The sequence below is a fragment of the Helicobacter sp. NHP19-012 genome, assembly GCF_019703325.1.
GTDB classification, from domain to species: Bacteria; Campylobacterota; Campylobacteria; order Campylobacterales; family Helicobacteraceae; genus Helicobacter; species Helicobacter gastrofelis.
Genome location: NZ_AP024819.1, coordinates 994,492 through 1,017,736, shown reverse-complemented (window position 1 = coordinate 1,017,736; position 23,245 = coordinate 994,492). Strand labels below are relative to the sequence as shown.

The 23,245-nt window shown below is 46.4% G+C and carries 20 protein-coding genes; 10 read left to right on the top strand and 10 right to left on the bottom strand.

The window, feature by feature from the left end; translation table 11 throughout:
• Nucleotides 1-47 precede the first annotated feature (47 nt).
• Together K6J74_RS05155 and K6J74_RS05150 are read right to left on the bottom strand one after the other, a co-directional pair.
• Nucleotides 48-854, bottom strand: a complete 807-nt coding sequence (locus K6J74_RS05155; RefSeq protein ID WP_221271224.1) for a DNA-methyltransferase — start codon at nt 852-854, stop codon at nt 48-50.
• Nucleotides 847-1,665 carry a type II restriction endonuclease gene (locus K6J74_RS05150; RefSeq protein WP_221271223.1) on the bottom strand — a complete coding sequence of 273 codons (819 nt, stop codon included), beginning with the start codon at nt 1,663-1,665 and terminating at the stop codon, nt 847-849. Before K6J74_RS05150 ends, K6J74_RS05155 begins: the two co-directional genes overlap by 8 nt.
• A gap of 101 nt (nt 1,666-1,766) precedes the next feature.
• Between K6J74_RS05150 and K6J74_RS05145 the strand changes: the two genes are divergently transcribed.
• The gene (locus K6J74_RS05145; RefSeq protein WP_221271222.1) at nt 1,767-2,468 is read left to right on the top strand and encodes a GIY-YIG nuclease family protein; all 702 of its coding nucleotides are present in this window, start codon (nt 1,767-1,769) and stop codon (nt 2,466-2,468) included.
• Here the strand turns inward: K6J74_RS05145 and K6J74_RS05140 are convergent.
• The gene (locus tag K6J74_RS05140; RefSeq protein WP_221271221.1) at nt 2,465-3,712 is read right to left on the bottom strand and encodes an Eco57I restriction-modification methylase domain-containing protein; all 1,248 of its coding nucleotides are present in this window, start codon (nt 3,710-3,712) and stop codon (nt 2,465-2,467) included. The two genes, K6J74_RS05145 and K6J74_RS05140, sit on opposite strands and share 4 nt — an antisense overlap.
• 105 nt (nt 3,713-3,817) lie before the next feature.
• Between K6J74_RS05140 and moaA the strand changes: the two genes are divergently transcribed.
• From moaA to K6J74_RS05115, 5 genes are all read left to right on the top strand, one after another.
• Nucleotides 3,818-4,786 (top strand): GTP 3',8-cyclase MoaA, encoded by a 969-nt coding sequence (moaA, locus tag K6J74_RS05135; RefSeq protein ID WP_221271220.1) that lies wholly within the window; start codon nt 3,818-3,820, stop codon nt 4,784-4,786.
• Between the two features lie 18 nt (nt 4,787-4,804).
• Complete coding sequence (mqnE, locus tag K6J74_RS05130; protein WP_221271219.1) at nt 4,805-5,887, top strand: aminofutalosine synthase MqnE; 1,083 nt, start codon at nt 4,805-4,807, stop codon at nt 5,885-5,887.
• A gap of 199 nt (nt 5,888-6,086) precedes the next feature.
• Nucleotides 6,087-8,501: an outer membrane protein assembly factor BamA gene (bamA, locus tag K6J74_RS05125; protein ID WP_260321533.1), complete on the top strand. Its 2,415-nt coding sequence runs from the start codon at nt 6,087-6,089 to the stop codon at nt 8,499-8,501.
• 8 nt (nt 8,502-8,509) lie between these two features.
• On the top strand, nt 8,510-9,559 hold the full coding sequence (locus tag K6J74_RS05120; protein ID WP_221271217.1) for a dehypoxanthine futalosine cyclase: 1,050 nt from the start codon (nt 8,510-8,512) through the stop codon (nt 9,557-9,559).
• A gap of 85 nt (nt 9,560-9,644) precedes the next feature.
• The gene (locus K6J74_RS05115; RefSeq protein WP_260321532.1) at nt 9,645-11,000 is read left to right on the top strand and encodes a M16 family metallopeptidase; all 1,356 of its coding nucleotides are present in this window, start codon (nt 9,645-9,647) and stop codon (nt 10,998-11,000) included.
• Here K6J74_RS05115 and hypD read toward each other — a convergent pair.
• Genes hypD through hypB form a run of 3 tightly spaced genes read right to left on the bottom strand, consistent with a single transcriptional unit; the run spans nt 10,993 to nt 13,053 of the window.
• A complete protein-coding gene (gene hypD / locus K6J74_RS05110) occupies nt 10,993-12,099 on the bottom strand; it encodes a hydrogenase formation protein HypD (protein ID WP_221272595.1) in 1,107 nt (368 codons plus the stop codon). The two genes, K6J74_RS05115 and hypD, sit on opposite strands and share 8 nt — an antisense overlap.
• The gene (locus tag K6J74_RS05105; protein ID WP_221271216.1) at nt 12,086-12,319 is read right to left on the bottom strand and encodes a HypC/HybG/HupF family hydrogenase formation chaperone; all 234 of its coding nucleotides are present in this window, start codon (nt 12,317-12,319) and stop codon (nt 12,086-12,088) included. The genes hypD and K6J74_RS05105 overlap by 14 nt, the downstream gene beginning before the upstream one ends.
• A complete protein-coding gene (gene hypB / locus K6J74_RS05100; RefSeq protein ID WP_221271215.1) occupies nt 12,319-13,053 on the bottom strand; it encodes a hydrogenase nickel incorporation protein HypB in 735 nt (244 codons plus the stop codon). Before hypB ends, K6J74_RS05105 begins: the two co-directional genes overlap by 1 nt.
• Nucleotides 13,054-13,138: 85 nt before the next feature.
• Between hypB and K6J74_RS05095 the strand changes: the two genes are divergently transcribed.
• Nucleotides 13,139-13,807, top strand: a complete 669-nt coding sequence (locus K6J74_RS05095; protein ID WP_221271214.1) for a non-canonical purine NTP pyrophosphatase — start codon at nt 13,139-13,141, stop codon at nt 13,805-13,807.
• Between the two features lie 154 nt (nt 13,808-13,961).
• On the opposite strand, the gene K6J74_RS05090 is transcribed toward K6J74_RS05095, so the two are convergent.
• Genes K6J74_RS05090 through K6J74_RS05075 form a run of 4 tightly spaced genes read right to left on the bottom strand, consistent with a single transcriptional unit; the run spans nt 13,962 to nt 19,584 of the window.
• Entirely contained in the window at nt 13,962-17,075 is a 3,114-nt protein-coding gene (locus K6J74_RS05090; RefSeq protein ID WP_221272594.1) for an efflux RND transporter permease subunit, read from the bottom strand.
• Nucleotides 17,075-18,019 (bottom strand): HlyD family efflux transporter periplasmic adaptor subunit, encoded by a 945-nt coding sequence (locus tag K6J74_RS05085; protein ID WP_221271213.1) that lies wholly within the window; start codon nt 18,017-18,019, stop codon nt 17,075-17,077. The genes K6J74_RS05090 and K6J74_RS05085 overlap by 1 nt, the downstream gene beginning before the upstream one ends.
• Nucleotides 18,016-19,209 (bottom strand): copper resistance outer membrane protein CrdB, encoded by a 1,194-nt coding sequence (gene crdB / locus K6J74_RS05080; protein ID WP_221271212.1) that lies wholly within the window; start codon nt 19,207-19,209, stop codon nt 18,016-18,018. The genes K6J74_RS05085 and crdB overlap by 4 nt, the downstream gene beginning before the upstream one ends.
• Nucleotides 19,210-19,584 carry a FixH family protein gene (locus tag K6J74_RS05075; protein ID WP_221271211.1) on the bottom strand — a complete coding sequence of 125 codons (375 nt, stop codon included), beginning with the start codon at nt 19,582-19,584 and terminating at the stop codon, nt 19,210-19,212.
• Nucleotides 19,585-19,685: 101 nt separating this feature from the next.
• On the opposite strand from K6J74_RS05075, the gene fumC reads away from it, so the two are divergent.
• From fumC to K6J74_RS05065, 3 genes are all read left to right on the top strand, one after another.
• Nucleotides 19,686-21,077 (top strand): class II fumarate hydratase, encoded by a 1,392-nt coding sequence (gene fumC / locus K6J74_RS05070; protein WP_221271210.1) that lies wholly within the window; start codon nt 19,686-19,688, stop codon nt 21,075-21,077.
• A 1,064-nt stretch (nt 21,078-22,141) separates the two neighbouring features.
• A complete protein-coding gene (locus K6J74_RS08850; protein WP_279346969.1) occupies nt 22,142-22,345 on the top strand; it encodes a hypothetical protein in 204 nt (67 codons plus the stop codon).
• Complete coding sequence (locus tag K6J74_RS05065; protein ID WP_279346968.1) at nt 22,336-23,241, top strand: zinc-binding dehydrogenase; 906 nt, start codon at nt 22,336-22,338, stop codon at nt 23,239-23,241. Before K6J74_RS08850 ends, K6J74_RS05065 begins: the two co-directional genes overlap by 10 nt.
• Nucleotides 23,242-23,245: the final 4 nt, after the last annotated feature.

The window sequence follows — 23,245 nt, the reverse complement described above, 5'->3', positions numbered from 1 at the left end:
ACGGCTGCTTTTTCCTCCACATAGTAACACACAATTAAGTTCAAACATTAGGCGATCCATTTAGAAATTTTTTTAGACAACTCCCCAAAACGCGAATCCAAATCCTCTTTGCGCTTAGTGGCTAGCTCTATAAACTCTAACTCCCTTTCAATCCCCACAAAATTGCGCCCTAATAAATTCGCCGCAATGCCCGTAGAACCCGAACCACTAAAAGGGTCGCAAATAAGACTTTCCTCTGTGCTTGCCATAAGGATCAAACGGCTTAATAGGCTTAGGGGTTTTTGTGTGGGGTGCTTGCCTAGGCTCTTCTCCCACGGGGCGATGGCGGGCAAGGTCCAAACATCGCGCATTTGCTTATTGCCGTTGATTTCCTTCATGCGCCGGTAATTGAAAATGTGGGCGTGTTTGGGGCTTTTTCTCGCCCACAAAATCTGCTCACTGGCGTGCGCTAAGGTGCGGCAAGAAAAATTAGGCGGGGGGTTGCTCTTATGCCAAGTGATGATATTTAAGAGTTTAAAGCCCAAAGCTTGCAAGGCCAACCCCAAAGAAAAGAGATTGTGATAAGTCGCGCTGATAAACAATGAGCCCGTGGGTTTTAGGGCGGCTTTAGCCAAACCCAGCCACTCCACATTAAAAGCGTGCATGTGCTCTAGCCCTTGGCTTTTATCCCACTCACCCTTATTGACGCTCACGATCTGCCCGCTTTGGATACTAAGCCCCCCATTGGAGAGAAAATAGGGCGGATCGGCAAAGATCAAATCCACACTCTCTTTTAAATGGGGCAACACCTCCAAGCAATTGGCGTGGTAGAGGGTGAATTTTTGATCCACGCTAGAAAAAGTGGGCTTAAGCATGGTTTAGTTCCCTTAAAAGGGTGTCTAGCTGGCTTAAGTTGTAGACACGCACACTTTTATAGGCTTCTTGGAGTTTGTTTTTCGCCTCAAGCCACCCTTGCCCGTCTGTGATCCAAATAAATTCCTTATGCGGGTGCTTGGCAAAGCGGGGGGCAAGCTCCAAATACGCCCGTGCGACCTCGTTTAATTTACTCCCCCCACTGCTGTAAAAATTGCACTCGATAAAATAGGTCGTCTGTGCGCCATAGATCACAAAATCAAACTTCTTAATGTCGTTGCCAAAACTGGCGTGCAGGTCTTTAAACTCGGTTACACTCACTTGCGTTTTGAAATTTAACTTGGCCTCTTTAAAGGCGTGTTCTAAATATTGCTCCATCAGCGCCCCACTGCGGTTTTTGCGCGCGTTGCTGTCTAAGCCCACTTCAATCCCTAGGATCAGGTCGTTCAAGTCCTTAACCTTGTGTGTGCTCAAAATCTCAAATAGCCCGCTCTCGTGTAGCAGCGTACAAATGCCCTTTGGGCTTTGTAAATAATCTTGTAAAGTCCCTTGTTTGACAAGCTCTTTAGGGTTTCTAATGGCAAGCAGTAGGGGCAAAAGACTAAAGGCTTCTTGGTTGTCTTTAAAAAGTTGCGCCACTTTGGCGGGCAAGTCTAGTGCGCTCACACCTAGTAGGGCATTTAAATGCGTGGCGTAAAGGCGGGTTTTTTTGCGATTTTCTAGGCACTTTTGCCAATCCACGAAAAAATCAAGCGTCCGGTTGGTTTTTTGCAAAGTGGCTAGAAACTCAGTAAAAGGCGTGGGGTTTGTCATCAATGTCCTTAAAGGGTTGTGCTGTTTTCAGCCTGAATTTTTAATGGATTTGCTATTTTACCCATTTAGCCTAAAAGTCTAAGAAGTTTGGGGAGCGTAAAGTGGCGCAGGGCGATAAACCGACTTTAGATGAGTTAAAAACCTTATGTGATTGTGTGGATGGGGTGTTTGTTTCAAAGAGTGGAGCAGAGTATATTAAGGCTCTAGGTGTGTTGTTTGCGCTAAAGAATCAAAACGATCAGCCCTTTAGCCTTCAAGAAATCCAACAACAACCCACCTTGCAAGAGTTTTCTTTTACGGGCAAAGACGAGTTTGTCTATATCTGTACACTTCGAGCCGAGTCTTTGAAAATTATAGGCACTAAGCGCACAAATGAGAAAATCAAAGCAGAGGATTTTACTAGCGATGAAGCCCAAAGGGTTTTTAATCAATCTAGCGGGGTCGCTTATTTGATCACTTGTCCGCTTGAGGGCAAAGAGCATATCATTAAGATAGGGCAGACAAGAAAATCGTTTAAAGAAAGGTTAGGCTCTTATAATTGTGGCACCGTTTATAATTGGCGCACCGCAAGCACCACAAATATTAAAATCACACAATCCCTGGTTGCCACTCGCTTGTACTATTATAATCTCTATCTTTGTGATTGCAGCAATGATCCCTACACGATCGAGTGGCACGGGGTCAAATCCGCCCCACTCCCCTCCCCTAAATCCTTAGCCGTTGAGGATATCATGGTAAAAAAGTTTATAGAGCAATTCAAACAAAAACCCCTAGCCAATATCCAAGTGGACGCAAGCCACTAGTATTTGATGTGTTGGCAAAGGGTGCGGATGGCTTCAAGCTCCGCCTGTGTGAAGTCTATTTTCTTGGTGAAATTAAGGTGCTTTAACACCTTGATGTTGTTGAAGTTGCCATACCTTGTCAAGTGGATCAAGAGCTTGATGTGGGGCTGTTTTAAAAAGGGCATGTAGTTTTGCGCCTCCGCTTGGCTCTCAAAGGCGATGTAGCCCACGGATTGCGTGGTGTTGGCGTGGTGCTTGATGTAGGGCAGAAAATAAGTGGATAGGGGGATAACAACGATCCATTTGTCGTAAATGTCTTGCTTGATAGTGGCGTAGCGGGTCTTTTTAGGGGTGTGGATCGTTTCGTATTGAAAAGTCGAATCGGGGGTGTCGCTCAATTTGTCCTTTTGGGTGAAATTATGCAGATCGCACCTATAGGCGAAGGCGTTGTTTTCTGTGGGCTCTAGGCATTTTTGGATCAGGCTGACAATCTCATTTGAAAGGTAGAGGGGCAAAAGGGGCAAGTCTTTAGGGATTTGCACCCTTTGGCTGTCTTTTTGCAAGAAGGCGTTTTTCACCAAAGTTTTTTTGCCAAAAACCCCCTTTTGCCACACAAACACGACAAAAGACGAGCCGATGCCCTTAAAATACTTTTTAATGTCATTGTCTAGCACTAAAAAGCTCCCACAGTTAAGGAGTTTCTTTAGCGTGGTGTTGTTATTGTTGTAGCTCATCCAATTATTGGGTGTAACAAAACACAGGAAGCCTTGATCTTTTAATAGGTCAATGGCGTGTTCTATGAATCGATTTGAGAGGCTGCGGTTTTTGTTGCCCCCACCTGAGTAGGGGGGATTTGCCATGATGAGGTCGTATGTGTAGGGGGTGTTGATGTCAAAAAAGTTTTGGTTGGTGATGTGTTTGGGGTTTAGAACACGCACACAATGCAAGAACCTTTGTTTGGAAAGCTCGTTGCAATGGATATTGTCTAGACTTGTTTTATACTGAGCATAGGCGGCAAAATTCCCATTGCCCACGCAAGGATCGAGGATTTTAAGGTGTTTTCTATGCCAAAGCTCTTGGGGCAGATAGTCTAGCATGCACTCCACACACGCCATAGGGGTGCAAATGTTGTCCCTTGAGGTTGCGTGCGCACAATCCTTGTTGATCGCCTCATAATGCGCCCTTAACTTGGTGTAAGTGTTTGCACCCTTAAATGCGTAAGCCCCCCCGTCTATGTCTGTTTTTAAACCCGTCTTTGTGCCCATGCCTCATTTCCTTGGAACCCTTGCTTGGGTTTTAATCTCGGTTTCAGCCTAAATTGTCAATAGATTTGCTATTTTACCCATTCAGTCTAAAAAGTGGAGAAGTTCATGCTTGTGGATACCTTTGCACGCCAAATCGATTACTTGCGGGTGTCGGTAACCAAGCAGTGTAATTTCCGCTGCCAGTATTGCATGCCGACCACGCCGATGGACTTCGTGGAGAGTGAAGAGGTCTTGCCCCTAGATAAAATGCTCGAGTTCATTAAAATCGCCATTGATGAGGGGGTGGCTAAAATTAGAATCACAGGAGGCGAACCACTCATCCGCAAGGACTTAGCCCCTTTCATCGCTAAAATCCATGCCTATGCCCCGCATGTGAAGTTGGCTTTAACCACCAATGGGTTTTTACTCAAAGCCCAAGCTAAAGCCCTTAAAGAGGCAGGGCTAGAGCGGGTCAATGTGTCTTTAGATTCTCTAAAGCCCGAGAGGGTGGCTAAAATCTCGCAAAAGGACGGACTAAAGTCTGTCTTAGAGGGCATTGAGGAGGCGTTAAAAGTGGGCTTGGGGCTCAAATTCAACATGGTCGTGCTCAAGGGCATTAACGAGGATGAGATCATTGCTCTTTTGGAGTTTGCCAAGAGCAAAAACGCCCAAATCCGCTTCATTGAGTTCATGGAGAACACGCACGCCAACAGCCAGCTAAAAGGGCTAAGCGAGGCGCAGATTTTAGAGGCGGTGCGCCAAAAATATCCCAACTTGTGCCTCAAAAGCGAGGGGGTGAGCCCCTCTAAGATTTACGCCCTAGAGGATGGCTACGAATTTGGGATCATTGCCCCACATAATGACGACTTTTGCAAGCACTGCAATAAAATCCGCCTGAGTGCCGATGGCACGATTTTCCCCTGCCTTTACTACCAAGACAGCGTGAACGCGAAGGGGGCGATTTTAAAGGGCGAACCCGCTTTAATGCGCCAAGCCCTCAAGCAGTCTGTGCATAACAAGCCCGAAAAGAATTTATGGCAACAAGGCACGCAAAACCAAGTCTCCGAGCGCGCTTTTTACAAAACGGGGGGATAACCCTAAGAAGGATTCAACATGGATTTATTAGAACAAGCCCTAAGTGGGCAGTGCACTGAGGCGAGCACTTTAGCTAGGCTTTACGATTATGATTTGTTTGTATTAGCCAAAGAAGCGCACACGATCCGCACGCAAATGCACCAAGACAAAGTGTTCTTCAATACCAACCGCCACATTAACCCGAGCAATATCTGCACGGATAGTTGCAAGTTCTGCGCCTTTTCTGCTAGCCGCAAGAACCCTAACCCCTATGAGATGACCCACGCACAGATTTTAGGGCAAATTTCTAGCTCTTATGCTAAGGGCATTAAAGAGGTGCATGTGGTGAGCGCGCACAACCCTAATTACAGCTATGCGTGGTATTTTGAGCTCTTTAGGGCGATCAAGGGGGCGTTTAAGGATTTGCATTTAAAGGCGATGACGGCTGCCGAGGTGCATTTTTTAAGCACGAAGTTTAACAAGCCCTACCAAGAGGTGCTAGAGGACATGCTAAAAGCCGGGGTGGATTCTATGCCCGGGGGTGGGGCGGAGATTTTTGATGAAAAGGTGAGAAAGCACATTTGCTCGGGTAAGGTGAGCTCTGCCCGGTGGCTTGAAATCCATAAACATTGGCACTCTTTAGGCAAGATGAGCAACGCCACCATGCTTTTTGGACATGTGGAGAGCAGGGAGCACCGCTTAGACCATATGTTGCGCTTAAAGCACGCCCAAAGCCCAACCAACAAAGTGGAGGCAAAAAAAGGAGGCTTTAACGCCTTTATCCCCTTGCTTTATCAAAAAGACAACAACTTTTTAAAGGTGGAGCATAGCCCGAGTGCGGTGGAGATTTTAAAGACGATCGCCATCGCCCGTATTGTGCTAAAAAACATCCCCCACATCAAAGCTTATTGGGCGACCTTGGGGCTGAATTTAGCCCTAGTGGCGCAAGAATTTGGGGCGGATGATTTGGACGGCACGATCGAGGTGGAGATGATCCAATCAGCCGGGGGGGCTAAGAGCAAAAAAGGGGTGGGTAAAGAGGATTTGATCTACCAAATCAAGGATGCGCGTTTTCAAGCCATTGAAAGGGATAGTCTATATAACCAAATCCAGGCATGGTAAAAAGTGTGCATTTTCGTTAATTTTTTGTTTACCAAGATGTTATTTTTGGGTATAATACACGGATTGCAAAAGCCAAGTGCAAGGATTCCGCATTAAAAAGTATTTCTCGTTTTTGTTGGTTTGGCTTGGCCAATTTTTTTTACCCCTAGATGCCACAGAGGAGAGAATTACCCGCATCGAATATAAAGATCTTTCCTATATGTCGGACATGCTTGCTAGTGAGATTGTCAAGATTAGAGAAAACGACATTTTGGACCTTAAGGCGGTCGATAAAGCAGTCTTGGCCCTTTATAGCCAAGGCTATTTTGAAGATGTTTACGCCACTTTTAATAAGGGTAAGTTGGTTTTCCATTTCAAAGAAAAACCCCGCATCGCCGGTATTGAAATTAAAGGTTATGGGACAGAGAAAGAAAAAGAGACCCTTTACACCCAAATGGGGATCAAAAAAGGCGATACCTACGATGATACCAAGCTAGACAATGCCAAATATATTTTAAAAACCGCTTTAGAACAGCAGGGCTACTACGGCAGTGTGGTGGAAGTACGCACCGAAAATTTAGCCGGTGAGGGGGCTTATCGGATCATCTTTGATGTCAACCGTGGGAACAACATTTACATCACAAGATCCGTCTATGAGGGGCGCAAGCAGCTCAAACCCCGCCTAGTGGAAAGTCTTAGTGCCAATAAACAGCGCGACTTCATGGGCTGGATGTGGGGGTTAAACTCGGGTAAGTTGCACTTAAATGAGTTAGAATACGACTCCATGCGTATCCAAGATGTCTATCTGCGCAATGGATTTTTAGATGTCAATGTATCCGCCCCTTTCTTGAACACCAACTTTGGCACACACAAAGCAAAACTCTACTACAAGGTCAAAGAGGGGATCCAATACCGCATTTCAGGCATTGAGATCAAAATCAACAAACAAGTTGTGCCGATGGCTAAACTCTTAAAATCCATTAAAGTCCACAAAGGCGATGTTTTTAACATCGAACACATGCGTGCAGATGCCCAAATTTTAAAAAGAGAGGTGGCTGACCAAGGCTATGCCTTTGCGGTGGTCAAGCCTGACCTAGACAAGGATGAAAAACACGGCAAGGTGAAGGTGATTTACCGTATCCAAACTGGGGATATGGTTTATATCAACGACATCATCATCTCGGGCAACCAGCGCACCAGTGACCGCGTGATCCGCCGTGAAGTGTGGTTAAGCCCCAAGGAGCGTTATAGCCTCACTAAGGTCGCTAGCTCTGAAAACTCTTTGCGCCGGCTGGGCTTTTTCTCTAAGGTCAAAATTGAGGAACGCCGGGTCAACAGCCAGCTTATGGACTTGCTCGTCAATGTTGAGGAGGGGCGCACGGGGCAGTTGCAATTTGGGCTGGGTTATGGCAGCTACGGGGGGCTCATGCTCAACGGCAGTGTGAGCGAGAAAAACCTCTTTGGCACAGGTCAAAGCATGAGTTTATACGCCAACATCGCGACCGGTGGAGGCCATAACTACGGCATTAGAGGGAGTGGGCGCATGTTCTCGGGCAACCTCACCTTAAGAAACCCGCGTATTTTTGACAGCCGTTACAGCTCATCTATCAGCCTCTTTGCCGAATACATCATCAGCTACAACTACATCCAACAAGGGGGGGGCTTTAGCGTGAGTGCGGGGCGCATGCTCACAAACACCTTTAGTATGAACTTGGGTTATACCTTCAGCCTTAATAAACTCATGGGTTTTTCTAGCCCTCTGTATAAGATGTTTTATTACAGCGATAAACAGCTAATCACATACGATGGGCAGCCTTTCGAACCCTATGGTAAGCCTTTATACGGCATGTGGAGCCGCAATTACGACACCCCCAAAACTAGCTCATTTACACTCAGCACGCGTTTTGACAACACAGACGACTATTACTTCCCTAGAAATGGTTTTACTTTTTCTAACTACACCTCGATGTCGGGTCTGCCCGGTCCTGGACAGCTCAACTCTTGGAATGGACTAGGGGGAAATGTGCGCAACACCAAAATTTATGGCAAATTCGCCGCCTATAAAGATCTCAAAAAATATTTACTCATAGATCTCATTGCCCGCTTTAAAACCCAGGGAGGCTATATTTTCCGCTACAACACAGAAGACTACTTGCCCCTAAACTCTGTATTCTATATGGGGGGCGTTACCACCATTAGAGGCTTTAGAAACAGCTCGATCACACCTAAAAACAAGTATGGCATGTGGATAGGGGGCGATGGGCTCTACACGGGCTCGGTGGAGCTTAGTTATGGGCTTTTAAAAGCGGCAAAAATGCGTTTAGCGTGGTTTTTTGACTGGGGCTTTTTGACTTATAAAACCACCAGCAAAGCCGGGGGCTTTTGGCAACAAACCGCCTATACGCCCAATGCAGACTTTAAAGATTATGGCGTGGTCGGCGCAGGCTTTGAACACGGCACTTGGCGGGCTTCTACGGGAATCCAAATTGAGTGGGTTTCACCCATGGGTCCTTTGGTGTTGATTTTCCCCATCGCCTTTTTCAACGACTGGAGCGATAAAAAGGGCTTGTGGTTTAACCCCAACTTGCACGACTACACCCAACGCTTTGCCTTCTCTATGGGCACGCGTTTTTAGGAGAACACATGCGCTTAAGTAGAACGGAATTATTAGACTACATGGCAAATAAACCCCTCAAAGAGTTGGGGCAAATGGCATTGGCTAAAAAAGAGGAGCTGCACCCCGAGAACACCACGACCTTTATTGTGGATCGCAATATTAATTACACAAATATTTGCTTTGTGGATTGTAAGTTTTGCGCCTTTAAGCGCACGCTCAAGGATAAGGACGCCTATATTTTGGACTTTGAAACGATCGATAAAAAGATTGAGGAGTTGCTAGCCATTGGGGGGACGCAAATCCTCTTTCAAGGCGGGGTGCACCCACAGCTTAAAATTGATTACTACGAAAACCTAGTCGCCCATATTGCTAAGAAGTTTCCCACGATCACCATACACGGCTTTTCAGCGGTGGAGATCGACTACATCGCCAAAGTTTCTAGGCTGTCTTTGCAAGAAGTGTTGGAGCGTTTGAAGGCGGCGGGCTTAAGCTCAATTCCGGGGGCAGGAGCAGAGATTTTAAGCGATCGGGTTAGGGCGAAAATCGCGCCTAAGAAACTCAGTGCCGATCGTTGGATTGAGGTGCATAAGGAAGCGCATAAGCTTGGGATTAAAAGCACGGCGACCATGATGTTTGGCACGACAGACACTGATGAGGACATCGCCGAGCATTTGGAGCGGGTGCGTAACTTGCAAGATGAGACGGGGGGGTTTCGGGCGTTCATTTTGTGGAGCTTTCAGCCAGACTTTACCCCCTTGCAGCAAGAAATGCCCCACATTAAAAAGGCAAGTTCTAACCGCTATTTGCGTTTGTTAGCTTGCAGTCGGTTATTTTTAGATAATGTTAGAAATATCCAAAGTTCTTGGGTAACACAGGGGGCGTTTATCGGGCAGTTAGCCTTGCTCTTTGGGGCGAATGATTTAGGGAGTGTGATGATGGAGGAAAATGTCGTCAAGGCGGCGGGCACGAGCTTTTGCTTAAACGAGCAGGAAATGGTGCACTTGATTGCGGACATTGGTAGCAAGGCAGCCAAACGCAACACGGCTTACGAAATCTTAAAACGCTACCATGTCTAACAAAGTCCGCAGTGTGCGCTATGTTTTGATCTTAGCCCTAGTGGCTATACTTCTCATAGTGTTTAGAACTTATAAGGGAGAGAACATGCCAACAAAAATAAAGACGCAAGAAAAGACCGCAGAAGTGATCAAACGCGACGAGGTGGGCGAGGGGATCCATTACTTTGAGGTTAAGGGGGTAAAAATCCCTGTGATTTACGAGGACAACCACTTGTTGCCCATGGGGACGATCAAGCTGATGTTCATGGGTGGGGGCAATATCATGGACAAGGACAAATACGGCTTATCAAAGCTCAGTGCCGGCATACTAAATAAGGGCACGAAGGAGTTAGGCAATGTCGCCTTTGCCGAGCAGTTGGAGCAATTAGCCATCACTTTGGATGCAGATATCCGCCTAGAGTCTTTGCACATTGACTTGAGCTTTTTAAAAGAGTATGAGGGCAAAGCCATAGGTTATTTACACGATCTCTTGCTCTCACCCAACCTTACACCCAGAGCACTAGAGAAGGTCCAACAGCACATGGTCGCCGCCGCCTTGAATAAAGAGAGCAATTTTGACTATGTGGCGCAGCTAGGTTTAAATGAAATTCTTTTTGCAGGCACCCCTCTAGCCCACCCTGCCACAGGCACACCCAAGAGCATTAAATCGATCTCTTTGGAGGATGTCAAAAAACGCCTAGAGGACGCGCTAGACATTGAGCGGTTAATCATTGTCATGGGGGGGGATTTAGATATTGATAAAACCCTAGAAGCTTTGAAACCCACCTTAGAGGCTTTGCCCTCCAACAAGCCTTTTTTCACCCCTTACTTTGACACCACCCAAAAGCCCGAAACCAAAATCATTTACAAGGACAGCCAACAAGCCTATATCTACTTTGGCTCACCCTTCCACATGAAAGACCTAGAAAAAGACCTACCCCTAGCTAAAGTGATGGGCTTTGTGCTAGGTTCTAGTGGGTTTGGCTCGCGTTTAATGGATATTATTCGGGTTAAAGAGGGCTTGGCTTACAGCGCGTATATGCGTATCCAACTCTCACGTATCATCAATTGCACCACAGGTTATCTACAAACCAAACTAGAAAATCAGGATAAGAGCATCGCCTTAGTCAAAAAAGTGATTAAAGAATTTGTCGAAAAGGGGATCACGCAAGAGGAATTAGACGGGGCGAAAAAATTCTTGCTAGGCTCAGAACCTCTAGCTAATGAAACGATCAGCAAACGCCTCACTAGCAAGTTTCATAATTTCTACTTAGGCTTGCCCCTAAACTACGATGCCATCATGCTCGATCGGATCAAAAACATGACTCTAAAAGAAATCAACGACTACATCAAGTCCCACACAGAGATCAACGACCTAAGCTTTAGCATCGTAACGATGGATCCAAAAAACCCCAAATACAATAAATCTGTGGGTAAAGAGGAACAAAAAAAGGCTAACTAAGGTATTTATAATACGCCGCACAAGCCCCTTCTGCGCTCACCATGCATGCCCCCACGGGGTGGCTAGGTGTGCAAGCCTTGTTAAACAAGGTGCAATCCAAAGGTTTGGCAAGTCCTTTTAAGATCTCCCCACATAGGCAGTTTTTAGGCTCTAATGCGCTCGCCTTTGGCAAGAACTCAGCAAAGACCACTTCAACGTCAAAATCCGCAAACTCGGGGCGCATTTGCATTGCCGAAAATGGGATTTCTCCCAATCCTCGCCACTCAAAGTTTTCACGCACTTGCATAGTCTCAGCGATCAAACTTTGCGCCTTTAAATTGCCCTCAAAGCTCACCGCCCGGCTGTATTGGATCTCTAAAAGGGTTTGTTTCTTTAGAGCTTGGCGCACAATGCGTAAAATGCCATCGAGCATGTCCACAGGCTCAAAGCCCGCCACCACAATGGGGATTTTAAACAAATCCAGCAAAGGTCTATAAATCTTAGCCCCCGTGATCACACTCACATGCGAGGGGGCGATGAGGGCATCGATCTTAGAGTTCTTTAGCACCGCTTGCACGCTAGGAGGCACAAGGACATGGTTATTGTGTATGAAAAGGTTTTTTATTCCTTTTTCCTTTGCTTGCAATAGAAGGCTTGCGGTCATTGGCGTGGTGGTTTCAAAGCCGATCGCCACAAAGACCACCTTTTTATCGGGGTTTTGTATCGCCACTTCTAGGGCTTGTAAGGGGGCGTAGGCAAAGCGTACATCTGCCCCTTGTGCCCTTAAAGATTGCAAACTGCCCTTACTGCCGGGCACACGCATTAAATCCGCAAGGGTGATCAAAATTGTATTTGGCATTTGGGCTAGGGCAATGGCTTCATCAATGCGTAATTTGGGCATCACGCACACAGGGCAACCCGGGCCATGCACAAAGTCTAGGGGGGTATCTTGCAAGAGATTTAATAAGCCATAGCGCATTAAAGCATGCGTGTGCCCCCCACACACTTCCATGATCTTAAAGGGGGTTTTGAGTCCTATGCTCTCTTTTTTGATTTGGCTCACTAGGGCTAAAATGGTGTGTTTATCCCTAAACGAGTCGATCAAATCAGCCATCTTGATCCATTTTGGCGATCATCTCGGCGTAAAGTTTTAAAGACTCTAGGGCTTCATCAGTGTCGATCTTGCCCACCACAAAGCCCACATGCAAGAGCACGAAATCCCCCACTTCTAGCGGCTCGTCTATCAAATCCAAGCTCGCCTGCCTTTGCACGCCCAAAGTTTCTAAAGTCGCCGTGTTGCCTTGTAGGGCAATGACCTTAGAGGGGATCGCCAAACACATTAGAAGGCGTGGGTGGATTGGTAATTCTCAGCCCTTCTTGACACGATGAAGTCTTTAAAGGCTTCTAAACTTGCCCTATCTTTAGAGCTTAGGGTGAAAATGGGGGTATTTGGTTTGAGTTTATCCATGTCTTCTTGCACCTGAGAGATTCTAAAGCCAAAGACATCCATCAAATCCGCCTTGCTCACCACCACGGCATCGGCGCATAAAAACATGCTGGGGTATTTGAGCACCTTGTCATCGCCTTCAGGCGTGGAGAGCAAAACAATATTCATCGCTGCGCCCAAGTTGTAGCTAGAGGGGCAAACCAAGTTGCCGACATTTTCAATCACCAAATAATCGCTAGCCGCAACCGCACCCTTGTCTTTTAAAATGTCATAAGCCCCCTCTAACATCGCCGCCTCCAAGTGGCACGCCTCCCCCGTGGTGATTTGCTGGGCAGCCACGCCTTTTTTGACGAGCCTATCAGCATCGCGGTTTGTCTGTAAATCCCCCTCGATCACGCAGAATTTAAAATCTTCAAAGCTGGCTAGATTCTCTAACAGCGTGGTTTTGCCGCTCCCGGGGGAACTCATGAAGTTCAACACATACAGCCCGTCTGCTGTGTAGCGTTCCTTCATTTCAAGGGCTTTTAAATCGTTCTTGCTTAAAATTTTCTCCACCACCTTGACATCTTTTTTACTCAAGTTGGGGTTGTTGTTTAAGTTTTGTTCTCTTGTAGTTGCTTCTACCATGTCTGCTCCTAAGTTTAAAAACCCCCAATATTAGCACAAAAGGTTTAATAATCTCTTTGCAAGCCAAAAAGGCTAAAATGTCTGCGTGTTACCTTTAATCTTTTTTAGCAACAACGCCCATAAATGCGCCGAAGTGCAAGCCATTTTAGGGCAGGAAGTGTTACCCTACACCCGCCTTTTAGGGCGTGTAGAAGTGGTGGAGAGTGCTCAGAGTTTTGAAGAGAACGCCCACCTAAAAGCGCAGGCACTTTATCCCTTTTTGGCGGACAAATTGCAAGACTTTTTAGTGCTGGCAGAGGATAGTGGGCTGTGCGTGGAGGCTTTGGGCGGATATCCGGGCATTTACAGCGCGCGCTTTGCCAACATTAAAGAGGGTGCAAAAGAAATTGTAAGGGGCAATTTTATGCCCCCTAGTGCGTCTTCAAGCGACATAGAGAACAACCGCAAACTCTTGGCGTGTTTAGACATATTAGGGCTTTTAGAGTCACCCGCTTGTTTTGTGTGTGTGGCGGCTCTACGTGGACGGGTGGGCGGACAAGAGGTTAGCCAAAGCTTTAGGGGGGAGTGCTTAGGCAGGGTTGTTAAAGCCCCCTTAAAGCCTAATGCCTTTGGCTACGACCCGCTTTTTATCCCCAAGGGCTACCACACCACTATAGACAACATTGAGGAGAAAAACCAAATCTCGCACCGCTTTAACGCCTTAAAGCAAGTGCAAGTGTTTCTAAAACGCGCATGCCTTAAGCTGCCCCATTAGGGCTTTTAATACGCTATATCCTCGCAAAAAGGCGTTTTCTGTGTGTGTCAAACTTGGGGCTGAATAAATCCTTACTCTCTTTGTTGTCCTTGGTGTGTATGCCGACAATCGGCAGTAGGGTTTATACACCGCTTGAGCTATGAGTTTAACTTTGTTAGGGTATTTTTGTAAGAGCGCTCACTTTTAAACGCGCGTTTTTGATCACAAAGTAGGCGGTGGGGATGATAAAAAGGGTGAGGATCACGCTAGTGATCATCCCGCCTAGCATGGGGGCGGCGATGGAGTGCATGATCTCCGAGCCCACGCCATGCGAATACATGATGGGCACAAGAGAAACTAGGATACTAAAAAAAGTCATTAACTTAGGGCGCACCCTTTGCACCGCCCCGTGCATGATCGCCTCTTTGAGTTTGCTGCTGGTCTGCTCGGCTTCTTTTAAGAAGTTTTGGTAAGCGTCCTCTAAGTAAATGATCATCACAATCGCCGTTTCGCTTGCCACGCCTAAAAGAGCCAAAAAGCCCACCAACGCGGCGATGCTTAAATTCAAGCCCCAAAGTTTCATGAAAACAAGACCGCCCAAAAAGGCAAAGGGTAGGCTAAAGAAGCAAAGCAAAGAGTTCGTGGTGCTTTTGAGTGCAAACACGATTAAGAGAAAGATGATGAAAATGCTCATGGGCACAATGTATTTTAGAGTCGCAAAGGCTTCGTCTAAGTATTGGCTTTCACCCGAAAACTCGTAGTAATACCCACTAGGTAGGTGCAAACTCTCTAGGGCCTTGATCGCCGCCTCGCGGTAACTCTCTGAGCTCACCCCATTTTTAGGCACAATGTAAATGAAGTGCACATTTAATCCCTTCTCGCTTTTAAGCACCGCAGGGGCGTTTTCATAATAGACATTGGCAAACTCCCTTAAGGGGACATAGCTTGCTGCAGGGGTTTTAATGTAGAGATTTTGCAGGGCTTGTATGTTGTTGCGCTCAGTGTCTTTTAAACGCACAGAGATGGGATAACTCTCCACGCCATCGATTAGGGTGGTGATATTTGCTCCGCCTAAGCCAAAGCTTACCATATTTAGCACCGCCTCTTTGGTGAGGTTGTATTGCGCCAATTTTTCAGGGCGTAAATCCACATTGAGGTAGTAGCCATTGTTAGACTTCTCAGCAAAGACGGATAAACTTTGGGGCAGGGTTTTTAACTTTTGCTCCATTTGGATCGCCAAATCTTGGAGCAAGTAGGGGTCTTTGCCATAAAGTTTAATGCCTAAAGGGGTGCGAATCCCCGTTAAGAGCATGTCAATGCGGCCTCTAATGGGGTAGGTCCAAGAATTGACAAGCCCTTTAAGCTGCAAAGTGTGCTCTAACAAGTCCCTTAGTTTTTTATAAGTCATGCCCGGCCGCCACTCACTCTTGGGTTTTAGCTCAATGTAGGTTTCGAGCATGGATAGGGCTGCGGCGTCCGTGCTGCTATTAGCCCGCCCTGCCTTGCCAAAGACTTGCTTGACTTCAGGGATCGCCTTAATGCGCTTATTGGCTTCTTCTAAATATTTTTTAGCCGTGTCAATGCCAACGGCGTTGGTGGTTACGGGCATATACATCACCACCCCCTCGTTAATGGCAGGGATGAACTCCCAGTTGAGTTTTTTATACACAAAGTAAAGCCCGCCAAGACCCACCACGCTAAGGGCTAAGAACACCCATCTAAAGCGTAGAACAAAGGTCAAACACACCCCATAAACTTTAATGAAAAAGGCGTTGATGGGGTTTTTAGATTCCTCTATGATTTTGCCCTTGATAAAAAAGAGCATTAAAATCGGCACGACACTGATAGAGAGCAAAGCCCCTACAAGCATGGCGAAGGTTTTGGTGTAGGCTAGGGGGGAGAAAAGGCGTTTTTCTTGTCCGCTGAGATCAAAGATGGGCAAGAAAGACACCACGATGATCATTAAGGCAAAGAAGATCGCCGGTCCCACTTGTTTCACCCCAGCGATGATCGCCTCTTGGCGTTCTTGGTCGTTCTCTATATTGGCGTGGCTTAAGTGTTTGTGGGCGTTTTCCACCATCACGATCGCCGCATCCACCATCGCCCCTATAGCAATGGCGATCCCCCCTAAACTCATGATACTCGCCTCAATGTTAAAAAAGTGCATGAGTAAGAAGCTTAGGCACACACAAAGGGGCAAAGTGATGATCACCACCAGCGCACTTCTAAAGTGCAAGAGAAACAGGGCGATCACGGCAAGCACGATCACACTCTCCTCTATGAGCGTGTGGATGAGATTATCCACACCTTTTTTAATGAGCTCGCTTCGATCATACACGGGCACAATCTTCACATCGGGGTTGCCCTCTTGCAAACGGGCGATCTTGGCTTTGATGCGTTCTAAAATGCGATAGGTGTCGGCGTGGTAACGCACCATCACAATCCCCCCCACGACTTCTTGTGTGCCGTTTAAGTTTGCCACCGAACGGCGGGGCTTTGGGGTTAAATTCAAGGTGGCGACATCTTTAAGCTTAATGGGGGTGAGATTAGGGGTTTTTAGCACAATCTCGCCCAAATCCTTTAGGCTTTTGGTGTAGCCCTGTGCGTGGATGATCTTTTCAAAGCCGTTTTCTAGGATAATCCCCCCGCCCGTGTCGTTATTGGACTTTTTAATGGCATTGACCACATCTTGTACGCTTAGATCGTATTTGACTAACGCATCGTTGTCTAGGGTAACTTCGTAATTTTTCTCAAAGCCCCCCACACTCGCCACCTCGCTCACCCCATCCACGCCTAAAAGCGCATAGCGGTAATAAAAATCCTGCAAGGTCTTAAGCTCGGCTAGGCTCTTGGTTTTGCTCGTTAGGGCGTATTGATACGCCCAGCCAATGGAAGTCGAGTCGCTCCCCATTTCTACTTTCACCCCAGCGGGCAATTTCACCCGCGCCATTTGCTCGCTCACCCGATCGCGGGCAAAATACAAATCCACGCCGTCTTTAAAGATGATGTAGACCAAGCCCGTTTCATAGCTGGAGATCCCCCGCACGGTTTCAATGTCGGCGATCCCCATAAAATTAGCCACCAACGGATAAACCGCCTGCTCTTGCACCACCTGCGGGCTTTGGTTGGGGTAGCTCACCTGCACGACCACCTGCGTGGGCGAGAGATCGGGCAAAGCGTCTAAACGGGTGTTTTGGATCGCCCAAAGAGAAATCAAAAAGAGCAAGAAGGTCCCCATTAAAACGATCAGTTTATTCTTGAGGCAGAGCGAAATGATCGCGTTAATCATCATTCATCTCCATTGTTGATCGCGTCGGCATCTAAAATAAAGAGTGCATTTTTAGCGACCTCATCGCCCGCCTTAAGCCCCTCTAAAACTTGATAGCTGCCATCGCTTAGACGTTTAGCTTTGATCTGTGTGAACTCATACGAGTCGTCATCTTTTTTAAACACCACCGCATGCCCGTTCTTGATCAACACTGCCTCTTTAGGCAAGATGAGCATTTTTTGTTTGGGCTGGTAGATCGTAACTTTGGCGAACATATTGGGGAAAAAAAGTTGCTTAGGGTTTTTTAAGATAAAGCGGGCTTCGAGCATTTTATCCTGTGTGCCCACAAGGGGGTTGATGTTAGAAAACTCCAAATCAAACACCCCGGGCACGCCCTCAACGCTGATTTGCGCCTTAGATAAATGCCGTATAAAGTCCAAATCCTCTTGATTGACCCGCACCAAGACATACAGAGCCTTCAAGTCAATGATTTGAAACACCACCGCCCCACTCTTGATAAAAACCCCCTCATTGACATTTTTAGCAAAGACCACGCCGCTAAAAGGGCTTTTCATCTCTACGCTGTTTTGCACTTTTTTCGTCTGCATGATTTTAGCGATCTGCTCGCTCCCCACGCCCAATAAACGCAACTTCTCTTGCATTTGTACCACTTGGCGGTTGAAGTGCAAGGATGAGAGCAACTCGCTTTGCACGGAGATTAAGGCGGGGGAGTAAATGCTAAAGAGTTTGTCCCCGGCTTTCACGCTTTGGTAGGTGCGGTTCACATAGAGTTTTTCCACAAAGCCGTCAAAACGCAAATTATAGGTGTAGGTTTTGCGCTCATCGGCTTGCAAAGTGGCGTAATACTGCCTAAAGGGGGCAAATTCTTTAAGTTGCACCGCCACACTCCCCACCGCCTGCACCTGCGATAAACTGAGTAAAAGCCCTAAAATCCATCTTTTCATTTGAGTCCTTTGAGATTTTCTAGCGCAAGGTAGGTTGTGGCTAGGGCACTCTTGGTTTCTAGCTCTAATAATTTCGTGTTGATCGTGTCGTTGAAGGCGTTGTAATAGCTGTTGTAATCGCCTTGAGAGGAGGGCAGATTGTCTTTATAGATTTTAACGATGTGCTCGCTGGCTTGTAAAATTTGATCGATGTTGCTGAGATTTTTTTGTAATTGTGTGAGTTTTTTAATCAATTTGCGGGCGTTGTGCTGCACGCTGTTTTTGGTGTTCTCTAGGGCGTTGAGGGCGGCTAAATGTTCTTCTTTACGCTGCTGCAAAGTATTGCTTTGTTTGCCATAGAGGGGCAGAGGGATCGCCACCCCGATGGTGAACATGTCAAAGATTTTAGAACGGAAGAGGTAATTGGCGGTTACATTGATGTCTTCTAAAAAGCTTTTCTTGGCTAGGGTGATGTTCTTTAAAGATTGGCTGTCTTTGAGGCTGGCGATCTTGATTGTGCGATTCGTCTCCATGATTTCCTTGATTTCATGCTCGGGCTTGAAAGCCACGGGGCTGGGTGCTAGGCTTAATAAATCACTTTGATTAAAGGTCAGCTCGCTGATGTTGATTTTATTATCGGCGAGGCTGTCTTGTAAATCGTTTTGCTTGATCTCCCATTGCGCTTTGATGACTTCTAATTTGGCGATGGCGATTTGATCAGGGCTGCTGGAGTGCTCGGCTCTATAAAGCAAATTTTCTAAATTGCTTAAAGCGTCTTTAAGCAAAGCTAATTTTTGGGTGTTTTTGTAGACATTAACGGCGTTTGTTAAAATGTTGATGGCGATTTGTTGTTTGAGTTGTTCTAATTCTAAAATCTTTTTTTGGCGCTCAATTTGCACCACTTGCTTTTGCGTGTGCCTCTTGCCGGTCACATCGAACTTTTGGCTAAGCCCCACACTGATGCTTTGCATAAAACTCGAATCTAGGATAAAAAAGTTATTGACATCGGCGTTGTTGTAGCCCACATACAAAATGGGGTTATCCCAACGACTCACCGCCTTTGCCTGCGCTTGTAGGCTGTCGATCTGCGCTTGTAAACTTGCGATTTTAGCGTTTTTAACTAGGTATTTTGTATACACCACTTGCAAGTTTAAAGGAACTGCCCGTAGGGCGAGCGTGGCAAAGACCAAACCAAGCACAAGCGCACGCATTTAGATATCCACGCTGCTTTTACCTTTGTAAACATGCCCGTCCTTGGTCTTGATCTCCACTTTGATTTGCCAAGTCCCGTTCATGGGCAAGTTTACAGAGCCTGAATAAACCCCGTCTTTTTCTGTCAATTTGGCGCTTTCGTGCATAGCGGGCATGCCCGGCATTTCGGGCATGAAGAATTTGACTTTCACCTGCGCCCCTTTGATCGCCTTGCCGTGTAGGGTGGGCGCAATACTGAATTTATTGTCGCCATTGACAAATTTATTAACAGACTTTAAAGAGACATCTGTCCCGCTGGCTTTAAACTTCAGCTCGTAGGCGTTGAGGTTAAACGCCATTGCTCCTGCTAAAAAGATGAGAGCGAATTTTTTCATGGTTTCTCCTTGGTTTTAAAATGCCCTAATTCTAGGTAAGGATTGTGTAAAATTTGTGTAAAAATGTGTTAAAGTTTGAGAAATTTTTTAAAAGGAAGTGCATGCATTATCGAGTCGAACACGACACCATGGGCGAGGTTAAAGTTGAAGACAACAAATACTGGGGGGCACAAACCCAACGAAGCTATGAGAACTTCAAAATCGGGGTGGAGAAAATGCCCCCTGAACTCATCGCCGCCTTTGCCAAACTCAAACGCTCTTTAGCCAAGGTCAATCAGGATTTAGGCAAGCTGGACGCTAAAAAAGCGGGCGCGATCATGCAGGCTTGCGAGGACATTTTAGAGGGCAAGCTTGATGGCATGTTCCCCCTAGCCATTTGGCAAACGGGCAGTGGCACACAGACAAACATGAACATGAACGAAGTCATCGCCAACAGAGCCACAGAAATTTTGGGAGCGGATTTTAGAAAAGAAAAATTGATACACCCCAACGACCATGTGAATATGTCCCAAAGCTCAAACGACACCTTCCCCACTGCCATGCACATTGTGGCGGTGTTGGAGCTAACAAAAACCTTACTGCCCGCCCTAGACACCCTGCACACCACCCTGCACGCTAAAAGCGAGGCGTTTAAAGACATCATCAAAATCGGGCGCACCCATTTGCAAGACGCCACCCCCTTAACTCTAGGTCAAGAGTTTAGCGGCTATGCCAGCATGTTAGAACACTCTAAGGCGCAGATTTTAGAGAGTTTAGAGGGGCTAAGGGAACTTGCCATCGGGGGCACTGCTGTAGGCACGGGCCTTAACGCCCATCCGCAGTTGTCTCAAAAGGTTGCTGAGGAACTGACCCGCTTTACAGGTCAGGCCTTTAAAAGCGCACCCAATAAGTTCCACGCCCTCACCAGCCACGATGCCATCAACTTCGCACACGGCGCACTCAAAGGGCTTGCGGCAAATTTAATGAAAATCGCTAATGACATTAGGTGGCTTGCCAGCGGCCCGCGCTGTGGTTTGGGCGAACTTGCTATCCCTGAAAATGAACCGGGCAGCTCGATTATGCCCGGCAAGGTCAATCCCACCCAATGCGAAGCCTTGACGATGGTTGCCGTGCAAGTGATGGGCAACGATGCGGCGATCGGCTTTGCGGCCTCTCAGGGCAATTTTGAACTCAATGTCTTTAAACCCGTGATTATCTATAACTTCTTGCAAAGCGTAAAACTTCTAAGCGATGCGATGCTGAGCTTTAACGAACATTGCGCTAGCGGTATTGAGCCCAACAAGGACAAGATTGACTATTATTTGCACCACTCTTTAATGCTAGTGACAGCCTTAAACCCACATATCGGCTATGAAAACGCCGCTAAAGTCGCCAAAAACGCCCACAAGAAGGGCATTAGCCTCAAAGAATCCGCCCTAGAGCTTGGGTTACTCAGCGAAAAAGACTTCGACGCTTGGGTTGTGCCCGCTCACATGATCGCCCCGAAAGCATAGTTGTAATTTGGACTTGTAGTTCTAAGGGTCTTTTAGGCTCTTAGTGCCCTTGTAAAATGTAAAAAGCTGAGCTTCTTAGCGGATTTTCTTCACGCCTAGGATCTTCCTTGTCTCTTGAGCCTCCTATACCATTGTATGTAGGTTTTCGAATCAACTTAGGAGATAATTTTGACCCTGCAATGAAACACATTCACATGTTTTTCACATGTTTGGCACATAGCAAGTGTTCTTGCGTAGGGACTTTGTGGGATTTTCTTAGCTTTAGGCACATGCATGTGAAGACTTTAAGCACATGTCATCTATGTATTTTCACATGTTGGCGTGGATTTGTGCCCAAGAACACCTAGAAAAGAGATTTTTTAGCACATGTTATGCACTGTCCAAGCAAATAAAATAAGTTTTTTATAATGGTGGCGAGCTCGCATGCAAGGGGACTAGATTAGACTCTAGGCACAAATTCACATCCCCTACTACTACTACTAAAATTATATCAACATGTGTTTTTGGGCTTTTAAAACGAGCTTATCTAGTATCCCATGGGTGTGTCAATTCTCTAGTAAATAATTGTTACTTGTTCTCTTAATGAGTGTACCCACCTTGTTTGTAGTTCTTACAAATTTGAGCGCACAAACACTTGGAAACCCTTCAAAATTTAACCGACTATAGAAGTCTTAAGGTGCGCAATTTTTATTACATCTCTATTTCAATCATGTTGACCACTAAATTAAAATATACATCACGCCTACCTTTTGTAAAGTAAACTCTTATTGAAAACTTAAAAAAGTTAGTCATCAATTTTTTGAATGAAATATGATAAATCTTATACTAATCAAACTACAAATTAGCGTTTAACAATTCTCCATAATCTTACATACGTGCTTTTGAACCTACACATGTTGCAGAATACCTATCGTTTAGCTCAAGAAATCCTAATTAAGTTTGGTAACATAGATGTTTTCCAGGAGTATAAAAAGATGGTAAATAGTATACAGAAATTAAAATGGTGCGATCGTTACTCTAAATCGTTATAATCTCTTATTTAAAATTCACGATGGAGGTTTGCTATGGTTAAAGGTTTTGCAATGCTAGGCATTGGAAAAGTGGGGATCATTGAAAAAGAATCCTTGGAGTGCGTGGTGCCCGTGCGTAAAAAGTTGGAGTTAGGTCCGCTAGATGCCTTTGTGCGTCCTTTGGCAGTTGCCCCTTGCACTTCAGACTTACACACTTGTTATGAGGGGGGATTGGCGAGCGCTCAAATATGTTCTTAGGGCATGAGGGGGTGGGGGAGGTCTTGCAAGTGGGGGCGTTGGTGCAAGATTTTAAAGAGGGGGACATTGTCATTATCCCCGCGATCACGCCTGATTGGAGCTCTTTAGGGGCGCAAAGGGGCTATGCGCAACATGACCACGGCGCGCTTGCGGGTTGGAAGTTTTCTAACTTTAAAGACGGGGTTTTTGCCGAGAAAATCCATATTAACGATGCGGACGGTAATTTGGGGCATTTGCCCGAGGGGGTAGACTTGGTCGATGCCGTGATGCTAAGCGATATGATCACCACGGGCTTTCACTGCGCCGAGCAGGCAAACATTAAACCGGGCGATCGCGTGGCGGTGGTGGGCTTAGGTCCTGTGGGGCTGATGGCTTTGGCGGGGGCAAATCTCATGGGGGCTAGTGAGATTTATGCGGTGGATTGCGTGCCTTTTAGATACGAGGTGGCACATAAACATTATGGAGCGACACATTTTATTGACTTTAGCAAAGCCCCCATGCACACGCAGATTTTAGAGCTCACTAAGGGCGTAGGGGCGGATAAAATCCTCATCGCCGGGGGAGGCACGGACATTTTGAGTGAGGCTTGCTCTTGTCTTATCAATGGCGGGGTGGTGTCTAATGTCAATTACTTTGGCAGTGGCGCAAACTTGCCCATCTCACGCATGGCATGGGATGTGGGCATGGGGCATAAGACCATTAAAGGGGGGCTAACCCCGGGGGGCAGAGCGCGCATGGAAAAACTTGCCCGCTTATTGCAAACTAAAAAACTGAGCGTCAAACCCATCATCACGCACCACTTAGAGGGCAAATTTGAGGAAATCGCACAGGCTCTAGCGTGGATGAAGGACAAACCGGCTAATTTCATCAAACCCGTTGTAAAAATCAAGTGGTAAGTTA

Bases quoted from the DNA above. Each gene is read 5' to 3' on its own strand.
- K6J74_RS05155 (WP_221271224.1), bottom strand. From the start codon at position 854: ATGCTTAAGCCCACTTTTTCTAGCGTGGATCAAAAATTCACCCTCTAC.
- K6J74_RS05150 (WP_221271223.1), bottom strand. From the start codon at position 1,665: ATGACAAACCCCACGCCTTTTACTGAGTTTCTAGCCACTTTGCAAAAA.
- K6J74_RS05140 (WP_221271221.1), bottom strand. From the start codon at position 3,712: ATGGGCACAAAGACGGGTTTAAAAACAGACATAGACGGGGGGGCTTAC.
- moaA (WP_221271220.1), top strand. From the start codon at position 3,818: ATGCTTGTGGATACCTTTGCACGCCAAATCGATTACTTGCGGGTGTCG.
- mqnE (WP_221271219.1), top strand. From the start codon at position 4,805: ATGGATTTATTAGAACAAGCCCTAAGTGGGCAGTGCACTGAGGCGAGC.
- bamA (WP_260321533.1), top strand. From the start codon at position 6,087: ATGTCGGACATGCTTGCTAGTGAGATTGTCAAGATTAGAGAAAACGAC.
- K6J74_RS05120 (WP_221271217.1), top strand. From the start codon at position 8,510: ATGCGCTTAAGTAGAACGGAATTATTAGACTACATGGCAAATAAACCC.
- K6J74_RS05115 (WP_260321532.1), top strand. From the start codon at position 9,645: ATGCCAACAAAAATAAAGACGCAAGAAAAGACCGCAGAAGTGATCAAA.
- K6J74_RS05105 (WP_221271216.1), bottom strand. From the start codon at position 12,319: ATGTGTTTGGCGATCCCCTCTAAGGTCATTGCCCTACAAGGCAACACG.
- hypB (WP_221271215.1), bottom strand. From the start codon at position 13,053: ATGGTAGAAGCAACTACAAGAGAACAAAACTTAAACAACAACCCCAAC.
- K6J74_RS05090 (WP_221272594.1), bottom strand. From the start codon at position 17,075: ATGATTAACGCGATCATTTCGCTCTGCCTCAAGAATAAACTGATCGTT.
- K6J74_RS05085 (WP_221271213.1), bottom strand. From the start codon at position 18,019: ATGAAAAGATGGATTTTAGGGCTTTTACTCAGTTTATCGCAGGTGCAG.
- crdB (WP_221271212.1), bottom strand. From the start codon at position 19,209: ATGCGTGCGCTTGTGCTTGGTTTGGTCTTTGCCACGCTCGCCCTACGG.
- K6J74_RS05075 (WP_221271211.1), bottom strand. From the start codon at position 19,584: ATGAAAAAATTCGCTCTCATCTTTTTAGCAGGAGCAATGGCGTTTAAC.
- fumC (WP_221271210.1), top strand. From the start codon at position 19,686: ATGCATTATCGAGTCGAACACGACACCATGGGCGAGGTTAAAGTTGAA.
- K6J74_RS08850 (WP_279346969.1), top strand. From the start codon at position 22,142: ATGGTTAAAGGTTTTGCAATGCTAGGCATTGGAAAAGTGGGGATCATT.
- K6J74_RS05065 (WP_279346968.1), top strand. From the start codon at position 22,336: ATGTTCTTAGGGCATGAGGGGGTGGGGGAGGTCTTGCAAGTGGGGGCG.